The sequence below is a fragment of the Dysgonomonas sp. Marseille-P4677 genome (assembly GCF_016652235.1).
Lineage (GTDB): Bacteria > Bacteroidota > Bacteroidia > Bacteroidales > Dysgonomonadaceae > Dysgonomonas.
In genome coordinates this window covers 1-9132 of sequence record NZ_JAEPKU010000160.1, presented here as the reverse complement: position 1 = coordinate 9132, position 9132 = coordinate 1, and the positions used below count along the sequence as shown (strand labels likewise).

Here is a 9132-nt window from a genome sequence, read left to right as displayed (position 1 = left end):
CCTGAAAGCGAATTGAAATAAAATTTAATAATATGCAAAGTAAAGATATTCGATAAGTACTAATTGATTTTGATATTTTTCTTTGATTCCGGTATCCAATTGTGAGCTACAGTTAAGCTACCTAGTTTGATTAGCAATGGCACAATATTGCAGCGTGATAGTCCTGTAAGAATATGGGGATGAGCATCACCAAAAGAGGCTGTAACAGTCAGGTTTCAAGAACAAATATATAAGACGAAAGCGAATCGTCTTGGAGACTGGTCTGTTATCTTGCCGGCACAAGAAACTAGGGCGCTCAGTCAGATACATATCAATGATATCATAATAAAAGATGTCTGGTTATATTCGGGACAATCTAATATGGAATTACCTATCAGGCGGACAGTTGATTTCAAAACAGAGATAAGTATACCCCAAAAACTGAAGGATAAATTGAAAAAAATAACAAATCCATTTGAAATGGATGCTCTGGACAAGAATATTAAACTTGTAGAGATAAAATAATAATCTATCATGACTATGAAAAAAACATTTACAGCTTTGCTATTATTATCATTCGTTTTGTCGCTTTCAGCACAGGAAACAATAATAATAGATGAACCTTATTACGAGGTCAAAAACTCCGGGATAGAGAATATCTCAAAAATTGAACTTACTCCTACACAAATGAAGCTTCATGTACATACGACATTTATCCCAAATTGGTGGGTGAAATTTCCGAGAACAACATTTATTCAGCCTGAGGGGAAGGATAAGATATATGCGACAGACATAGAAAAAGGAGAATTTGATAAAGAAATATATATGCCTTCTTCGGGAGATTCTACATTTGTGTTGATATTTCCCCGTCCTGATGAACCTATAGAATCTTTTGACTTTGGTGAAGAGGAAAAGGCAATCATATTTGGAGTATCATTAGAGAAAAACAGAAAAAAGCTGAAAGAAGAAAAAATAAAAAAACAACAGCAAGCGGAAAAAGAGGCTCTGGCATGGCTTGAGGGTGAAATAACAAAATCTGAAAAACAACCTTTAAAAAACTACAATTCTACAGAGTTCTTCAATCAAGGTATGGCTCGTTTCATAGGCTATATAAAAGGATATAATTCTAAGGCTGGGAAAAATACGGGTATTGTATATGCTTCGAATGAATTGACTCGGGAAAACTTTCCTATTGTAATAGAAATACAGCCCGATGGTCGCTTCGATGTCAATATTCCTATGTCATATCCAACTATGGTATACATAACTATACTTGATAATTACTGTAACTTGTATATGGAGCAGGGTTGTATCTTGGGAGGAGTCTTGGATTGGGAAGACTTCTTGCTGGCAGACAGATATAGAAACAAAAGGGAGGAATTGAAAATAGATTTTTACGGACCGTTGGCTGAAGTTAATTCCGGAATAAAAGCTGTGAAATTGGAAACATATAATTGGAAACAATATAACGAGGATATAAAAAGTAATACTCCTGAAAGTTTTAAAATACTAGCTAGAGATTTATATGAAAGAAATAAAAAGACAATTATTGAAAAAGGGAAAGGATTCCCTGAAAAAGGTGTTAATCTGCTCAATAATATAGCACTTATGGATTATGGCTATTTATTGATGGATTTTGCTGGTATGAGAAAATATTATGCGAAAGAAGACTCTGCAAATACAATAATAAAAACGCCTCTTCCTATTGATTATTATAATTTCCTTGAGGAGTTTCCTCTTGATAGCCAATCTATATTAGTTTCTTCCTCTGCATCTTCTTTTATCAATAGATTTGAATATTGTGACCATTTTACACCGGTGTTTAGTATGGTACATGATAATATTGTACCGAAAAAATCATACCTCAGATACTTGTTGGAAGATGAAAATATAGAGCTTACAGAAGAAGAAGTTGTAATTAAAGAATTTGATGATAAGGTTGGAGGTAAAACACATTTTTCGGCGGAAGAATGGGATAAAGTAAAAGATATTCAAAAGGCAAATAAAGCTGTATTTGAAGCTTTCTATAAAAAGAACGAATCTTATTATACAAAATATCAGGAAAAATACGGACAAAATCCGGCTAACGATGATGAGAATAAGAAATTGAAAGAATGGAGGTTGAAAGATTCTATACTCTTAAAAGATTTGAATATCCGTCCTAATCTGATCTCCCAGATATTCAAAGTACGTGAGCTGAAACAAACATTCGAAAATATGGAAAAAGAGGATGCTGAACGAATAATAGATGGCATGGATACCTACATCAAGCATCCGTTTTTGAAGAGTGAAGCCCAGCGTATTTTCTCTTTGGCATATCCCGTGAAGGTAAAAGAACGGTATGAATTGCCACAAACACAAGCCGCCGATATATTTCGTAATATAGTGGCTTCATTCAAAGGAAAATATATTTTAGTCGATTTCTGGGATATATATTGCGGCCCATGTATATTGGGGATAAAGGATATGAAAGCGAAACGGGAAGAACTGAAGGGTAATTCTGATATAGAATTTGTCTTTATAACCAGTACCTCTGGCTCACCTAAAGACCGGTATGATAAGTTTGTAGAAGAACAGGACTTGGTGCATACCTATCGTCTCTCAGATGATGACTATAACCGTATGCGTGAACTCTTTAAATTCAATGGGATCCCTCATTACGAGACAGTAGACAGGGAAGGTTTGGTTATGAAAAAAAGTATTACTAGCCATAATTTTGATCACGATTTCGAGCAATTGATAAAGTCAGAAAAGAAATAAGCTAGCCTGAGTTTGATTGAAATCATCCAATGGCCGGAGATAATCCGAGTAAAGCTTCTCCGTTATAACAAAATCGGGTAATGCAAGATGAAATATAATTCAAAAACTCTTATCTGTATTATGTATTTTGATTAATAAAATCGCATATAAAAAGATAATTTTCTATCAATAATCTTACATATTCATGGCTACAATACTGAACACCTCTATCTGAATGATGGATTAACCCAGTTCGATCCTCACTAGAAAAGACCATTAAGAATCGCTTATAATCTTCTGTAGATAAGAAAAGCCCGCATAAATGCGGACTTTTCTCGTTTAAGCATTGTACACACGAGGGGATTTGAACCCCTACGCCCTTGCGAGCACTACCCCCTCAAAGTAGCATGTCTACCAATTCCACCACGTGTGTATAATATTAATAAAAAATGTGACACCTGTCACACCAGAACAAATATACAAAAACATTCCCCATGTGGTAATTTTTCAATTTGTTCAACAGACATTACACATGTCTGCTTTACTTTTCGGGCTCAAAAATAGATACTTTTTTTAAATAATACAAGCGTTTAAGTATCTTATTTATTGATGAGTTTTAAGTCAGAATAATTAGAGAAAAAACTATCACTGTAAAAGAAACAATATTCCATAACCTATCCATTGACTACAACATAAGCATTTACCCGATACATCATCATAAAATATCTCATCTGACACAGATACTTCTTTAGTTATATAGCTAATGATCGAGACAGTACAACTATTAAAAATTAGAAACCTACTAAATCAATTAATTTAGCAGGTTTCCAATTTTCTTTTGATAGTTTTAAACGTGAGCGAAAGACGGGATTCGAACCCGCGACCCCGACCTTGGCAAGGTCGTGCTCTACCAACTGAGCTACTTTCGCAATTGAGAGTGCAAATATATAGGCTATTTTTAACTTTACAAAATTTTAAGTTGTTAATTTCTTCACAAAAAGATATATTTGCACTCCTTCAATTAAAATTTATAGCCAAAGGTTATATAACCTGCTCTATTTCTCACTGCCTTTTCCCATCTTGCAATATCATATAATCCATGGTCGTATCGCAATCCAACATTCACATGTTCATATTCTAAAGTCAATCCGAGGCCAATACCCCAATCAAATTCCCGAAGTCTGGCTTCACTAAATGTTTCTTCACCTCTTCTCCAACTATTAGTTGAAGCCATATAGTCTGCAAGAGTTGTAGTTGTAGTACCTGCCTGCGTCTGAATAATCACATCGTTTCCTAGTTCAGTTTGTCCACCAAGCCCATATGCAATATAAGGACCTCCTTGAATCATCAAACGAGTAGATTTATTAATATCAAATTTATATCCGACATGTATAGGCATTTGAAGATACATAGCTGCAACTGTAGATTTCTTAAATGTCACTATTGCCTCAACATAGCTTTCATCTACATGATCGAATTTATTACCTTTATTCGCATATTCTAATGCTGATGACAGATAAAGATCTGAGTTTATAAAATAATCAAAAGTCAACCCTCCCGTAAATGCATGTTTTATTTTGGTATCTGAGGGATAGCCGCTCATATCAGAAAACATAAATCCTGCTTTGACTCCGAAGTAGAGTTTTCTCTCCTGCGCTTTGGATAACATACACACTAATAAAAACATTGAGATAAATACAATCCGACTAGTCTGTTTCATAAAAAAATTGGTTAAGATTCTATATTTAGTTTTGTAAAGAAAGACAAAGATATATTATTTTTTATTTGTATAAATAATTAATGTAAAAATGTTGCATATCGAAGAAATTATATCCATAAAAAAACATCGTACTTTAAAGTACGATGTTTTATATAAATGAATTTAACTAATATATTTATTTCACTTCCCAAATATCTTTGGTTTTTAAATAATCAGTTAGTTTACGTATAGGATTCTTCTCCTGAACTTCTTTTATTTGAGCTTGAACACCCTCTTCGTAAGTCGGAGCTTCTACATTACGAATAACACCAAGAGCCAAAGGCAATCCATTCTCAGGCGACATCATACCTAGTTTAAGATGCAAAGTATCATCCTTAGTAGTTGCATCGTGAACAAGAATATCATCTATAGTATATCCATTTTGTCCGATTATTACATCTTTAATCTGCCAGCCATCTATGACTAAACCTTTATCTTTATTCGCCCCGAAAAGCATTTTCTCTCCATGTTTAAGTAATATAGTACGCTCGGCCCTCCATGCTTTATCCACAATATTATCATGAATGGCATCGTTAAATATTACGCAATTTTGAAGGATTTCCACTACTGATGTACCCTTATGCTTAGCAGCTTGAGTTAGTATTTCGGTTGTATTAGCTAAATCAACATCAATACAACGGGCAAAGAAACTACCTCGAGCGCCCAAAGCCAATTCTACCGGATGGAAAGGATCTTCAACTGTTCCATAAGGTGAAGATTTTGAAACAAATCCTCTATCCGATGTCGGAGAGAATTGTCCCTTTGTTAATCCATATATCTTATTATTCAATAATAGAATATTTATATCGACATTCCGACGTACTGCATGAATAAAGTGATTTCCACCAATAGCCAAACAGTCACCATCACCTGTAGCTAACCAAACAGTCAATTCGGGTTTAGCTGTTTTTACACCTGTAGCTACGACAGCTCCACGCCCATGAATCGTATGAAAGCCATAAGTATTCATATAATATGGTAAACGTGATGAACAGCCTATACCTGATATTACAGCTGTCATATGAGGCATGATATCCAACTCTGCCATCGCTTTATGTAAGCAATTGAGTAGTGCGTGATCACCACACCCCGGACACCAACGTACATACTGATCACTCTTATAATCTTTGGCCGAATGAGATGGGGCCATTTTTAAATTTATATCCATTGTTTTATTCTCCTAATTTCTGAGTGAATACATTAATTAGATCTGAGACAGCAAAAGGCTGTCCTTCAACTTTGTTATAACGGGATATATTTAAACCCGGTATTTTCTCTAAAAGATAACCTGCAAATTGACCGTTATTCTGTTCGGCGACAATAATTTTTTTAAACTTACTAAGAATTAGTTCTGTATTTTTAGGTAACGGACTAATAAAGTGGAAGTGCGCCAGAGCAACTTTTTGTCCTGCATCATTCATCTTCTCTACAGCTTCCCGTAGGTGTCCGTATGTACCACCCCAACCTACAACGAGCAAATCGGCATCTTCTCCGCCAACAAGCTGCAATTGCGGAATATAATCTGCAATCTTATCTATTTTCTTCTGGCGCACATCTACCATTTTTTGATGATTTGCTGCATCCGTCGATATTGCACCTGTATCAAAATCTTTTTCGAGTCCACCTATACGATGAGTATAGCCTTCCAATCCGGCCTCAGCCCAATAACGAGCCATTGTTTCATCATCTCTTAAAGCAGCACGCCATTCATCTCCCTTATATTGAGTTACATCATGCGGCACTATAGGTGGGTATTTATCCAAATCAGGAATACGCCAAGCCGAAGACCCATTTGCTATATATCCATCTGTTAACAGAATAACGGGTGTGATGTGCTCCAATGCTATTTTTGATGCCCAATAAGCCATATCAAAACAATCAGTTGGACTGGCAGCTGCAACCACAACAATAGGACTTTCCCCATTACGCCCATACAGAGCCTGACGTAAATCAGTTTGCTCAGTTTTAGTAGGTAAACCTGTTGATGGCCCTCCACGTTGAACATCAATTACAACCAAAGGCAGTTCGGCCATAACAGCCAAACCTATAGCCTCACCCTTTAGTGCCAACCCTGGTCCTGAAGTAGATGTAGCAGCCAAACTACCGGCAAAGCTGGCACCAATAGCTGTACATACTCCGGCTATCTCATCTTCTACCTGAATAGCCTTAACCCCCAACTGTTTGAGTTTCACCAATTCATGCAGGATATCGGTAGCAGGTGTAATAGGATAAGACCCAAGGAAAAGAGGCTTACCTGAATTTTCAGATGCTGCAATCAAGCCATACGCTGTTGCACTGTTTCCATTTACATCTAAATAATATCCTTTTTCTACATTTATAGTTTCTACACGATAAGAAGATATCGTTGTATCAGTATTTTGCCCGTAATTAAAACCATCAGCTAATACTTTCAAATTAGCCTCCACTAATATAGGTTTATTTGCAAACTTTGCAGATAACATATGATTTGCGACATCCAAAGGACGGTTGAACATCCAACAAACAAGCCCCAACGCAAACATATTCTTACTTCGCACCCGCGACTTCATATCCAATTCCATCCCCTCCAAACTGCTTTTTGTCAGAGTAGTAATCGGAACGGCTATTACCTGCTGAGATGTGAGTCCTAATTCCTTAAAAGGATCGTCTGTGGTAAATGCAGCTTTTTCTAAATCCCTTTTTTGGAAAGAGTCTGTATCTATAACTATAACAGAATCCCTTTTTAAGGATTTTGCGTTCACCTTCAGGGCTGCCGGATTCATAGCGACAAGTACATCCGATTTATCACCAGAATTATAAATTTGATTCCCCAAATGTACCTGAAATCCAGAAACGCCCGAAAGAGTACCTTGTGGGGCACGAATTTCAGCAGGATAATCAGGAAAAGTCGCGATCTGATTGCCGAAGATTGCCGAAAGGTTGGAAAAAATAGTCCCTGTTAACTGCATACCGTCTCCGGAGTCTCCGGAAAAACGTATGACGATGTCTTTTACATCTTTAATTCTTACTGTGTTTTGCATTACTAATATTATAGATAATGGATCAAATTATTTACGGACAAAGAAAAAAAAGTATTCATGAATATACAACTAAAAGAAGCGAAAAATACTGAAATAATACTTTTACTTATTATATTGCCCACAAAACTCAATGGCCTTTTTCAAATCTTCTATTTTATTGAAATCCAGTTGTGCATCCTTTATATATTTTTTTATTTCATCCTCATGACCTTTAAATAATTTTGCTAACGAATCCGCAGAATTAAACTCTTTGAATTTATTCGCTATTTTTAAAAAATATTGGTTCCTAGGCGTTACTCTAAATTCTTCATCCGATTTGAGCTTAACCACATTACCTGAGGAACTTATTTGATTTATATTATCGATTGAGGAAGTAGATGAAGTTACACCATAAGCACCCTTTTTCCCCTTTGATATGGATAGAGATTTCCAGCGAACATATAAAGCACCATCTCCTACTTTTATTCTTTCGTAGAAAAGCCCATCTTTTATATGCTCAAAAATTCGGTTATCAATATTCACTAATACTACCTGATTAGGATTCGCTAATTCCAGCATCTCCCCATCTGACATAAATAATAATTTTTCCGAAAGTGTATTATAATTGAAAGGCGCATTAGATATTTGCCCATTTTTAAAGATAACTTTTCCATCCTTAAACTTGTCGAACAAATAACCTTCGCCCAGAGAATCTTGCGCTAATAAAAAAATCGGAAAGATTATCAGAAGTAAAAACAGATTATAATTCTTTTTCATAACTTCATTAAAGCATAAGGTTAAACATATTAAAACCAATCATTAACAAAGTAACGCCTTTTTTACTAAAAAACAAACCTATTTCACATCATATAAAATAAAGAAATATATTTTTCAAATTCAATCATACCACTCCTCATACCCACCATCAATACTGTATACTTCAGTAAATCCTTGTTCTGAGAGGAATTGCGCTACCGTCTGACTACTATTTCCATGATAACACATTACCAAAACTGGCGAATCTTTACTCGTAGTGGATAAAAAACCCGAAAGGCTCTCATTAGTCAGGTGTAATGCACCATCTACATGCCCATTAATAAAACTATCAGTATCCCGAATGTCTACAAGTACCGAGTCATTATTTTTTTCCACAAGTTCTTTTGCTCTTGAAGAGCTTATTCGTTTAAATACCATAAGTTTTCATTCATTGTAACACACATAGACAACTTCTATCACAAAGCTGTCTCAATAAATTGAACAAATGAATAACTTTTTTGTTCTTTTCATAAGCTTAACAATTAATAAAACACTCACATGCGAAAATTACTATTAGCAATTACATTTATTGTAATTCAAACCTCACTACTGTCGGCTCAATCTGAACCAGCGTATAAAAAAGGAACTTTTTACGCTCTATGGGGATGGAACAGGGATGCTTACACCAATTCCAATATTCACTTCAAGGGAAATGATTATGATTTCACATTGCGTAGAGCAAAAGCATCCGATAAACAAAACAAAATCAGCTATTACAACTATCTTCGTCTTGATCGCATCACTATTCCTCAAACAAATTTCAGGGTCGGTTATTTCATAAAGGACAATCTTGCTATAAGCGTAGGGGTGGACCACATGAAATATGTAATGGATCAGAAC

Annotated in this window: 8 protein-coding genes and 2 tRNA genes; 3 read left to right on the top strand and 7 right to left on the bottom strand. The window is 35.4% G+C overall.

Annotated elements, in window-relative coordinates:
- The first annotated feature begins 270 nt into the window (after nt 1–270).
- The gene (locus tag JGH11_RS17855; protein ID WP_201114067.1) at nt 271–504 is read left to right on the top strand and encodes a hypothetical protein; all 234 of its coding nucleotides are present in this window, start codon (nt 271–273) and stop codon (nt 502–504) included.
- 15 nt (nt 505–519) lie between these two features.
- Nucleotides 520–2739 carry a peroxiredoxin gene (locus tag JGH11_RS17850; RefSeq protein WP_201114065.1) on the top strand — a complete coding sequence of 740 codons (2220 nt, stop codon included), beginning with the start codon at nt 520–522 and terminating at the stop codon, nt 2737–2739.
- A gap of 328 nt (nt 2740–3067) precedes the next feature.
- Here the strand turns inward: JGH11_RS17850 and JGH11_RS17845 are convergent.
- From JGH11_RS17845 to glpE, 7 genes are all read right to left on the bottom strand, one after another.
- Nucleotides 3068–3151: transfer RNA gene (locus JGH11_RS17845), tRNA-Leu, on the bottom strand.
- Between the two features lie 423 nt (nt 3152–3574).
- Nucleotides 3575–3647, bottom strand: a tRNA-Gly gene (locus tag JGH11_RS17840).
- 92 nt (nt 3648–3739) lie between these two features.
- The gene (locus JGH11_RS17835) at nt 3740–4438 is read right to left on the bottom strand and encodes a porin family protein (RefSeq protein WP_201114063.1); all 699 of its coding nucleotides are present in this window, start codon (nt 4436–4438) and stop codon (nt 3740–3742) included.
- A gap of 175 nt (nt 4439–4613) precedes the next feature.
- The gene (locus tag JGH11_RS17830) at nt 4614–5645 is read right to left on the bottom strand and encodes a 2-oxoacid:ferredoxin oxidoreductase subunit beta (protein ID WP_201114060.1); all 1032 of its coding nucleotides are present in this window, start codon (nt 5643–5645) and stop codon (nt 4614–4616) included.
- A 4-nt stretch (nt 5646–5649) separates the two neighbouring features.
- The gene (locus tag JGH11_RS17825; protein WP_201114058.1) at nt 5650–7497 is read right to left on the bottom strand and encodes a 2-oxoacid:acceptor oxidoreductase subunit alpha; all 1848 of its coding nucleotides are present in this window, start codon (nt 7495–7497) and stop codon (nt 5650–5652) included.
- 102 nt (nt 7498–7599) lie between these two features.
- Nucleotides 7600–8253 carry a hypothetical protein gene (locus tag JGH11_RS17820; RefSeq protein ID WP_201114056.1) on the bottom strand — a complete coding sequence of 218 codons (654 nt, stop codon included), beginning with the start codon at nt 8251–8253 and terminating at the stop codon, nt 7600–7602.
- A 120-nt stretch (nt 8254–8373) separates the two neighbouring features.
- Entirely contained in the window at nt 8374–8670 is a 297-nt protein-coding gene (gene glpE, locus JGH11_RS17815) for a thiosulfate sulfurtransferase GlpE (RefSeq protein WP_201114054.1), read from the bottom strand.
- Nucleotides 8671–8790: 120 nt separating this feature from the next.
- Between glpE and JGH11_RS17810 the strand changes: the two genes are divergently transcribed.
- Nucleotides 8791–9132 (top strand): hypothetical protein (locus JGH11_RS17810; protein ID WP_201114052.1); only part of this gene is annotated, 342 nt, incomplete at its 3' end.

Excerpts from the sequence above, each read along its gene's own strand:
- JGH11_RS17850 (WP_201114065.1), top strand. The coding sequence starts at position 520 with ATGAAAAAAACATTTACAGCTTTGCTATTATTATCATTCGTTTTGTCG.
- JGH11_RS17835 (WP_201114063.1), bottom strand. The coding sequence starts at position 4,438 with ATGAAACAGACTAGTCGGATTGTATTTATCTCAATGTTTTTATTAGTG.
- JGH11_RS17830 (WP_201114060.1), bottom strand. The coding sequence starts at position 5,645 with ATGGATATAAATTTAAAAATGGCCCCATCTCATTCGGCCAAAGATTAT.
- JGH11_RS17825 (WP_201114058.1), bottom strand. The coding sequence starts at position 7,497 with ATGCAAAACACAGTAAGAATTAAAGATGTAAAAGACATCGTCATACGT.
- JGH11_RS17820 (WP_201114056.1), bottom strand. The coding sequence starts at position 8,253 with ATGAAAAAGAATTATAATCTGTTTTTACTTCTGATAATCTTTCCGATT.
- glpE (WP_201114054.1), bottom strand. The coding sequence starts at position 8,670 with ATGGTATTTAAACGAATAAGCTCTTCAAGAGCAAAAGAACTTGTGGAA.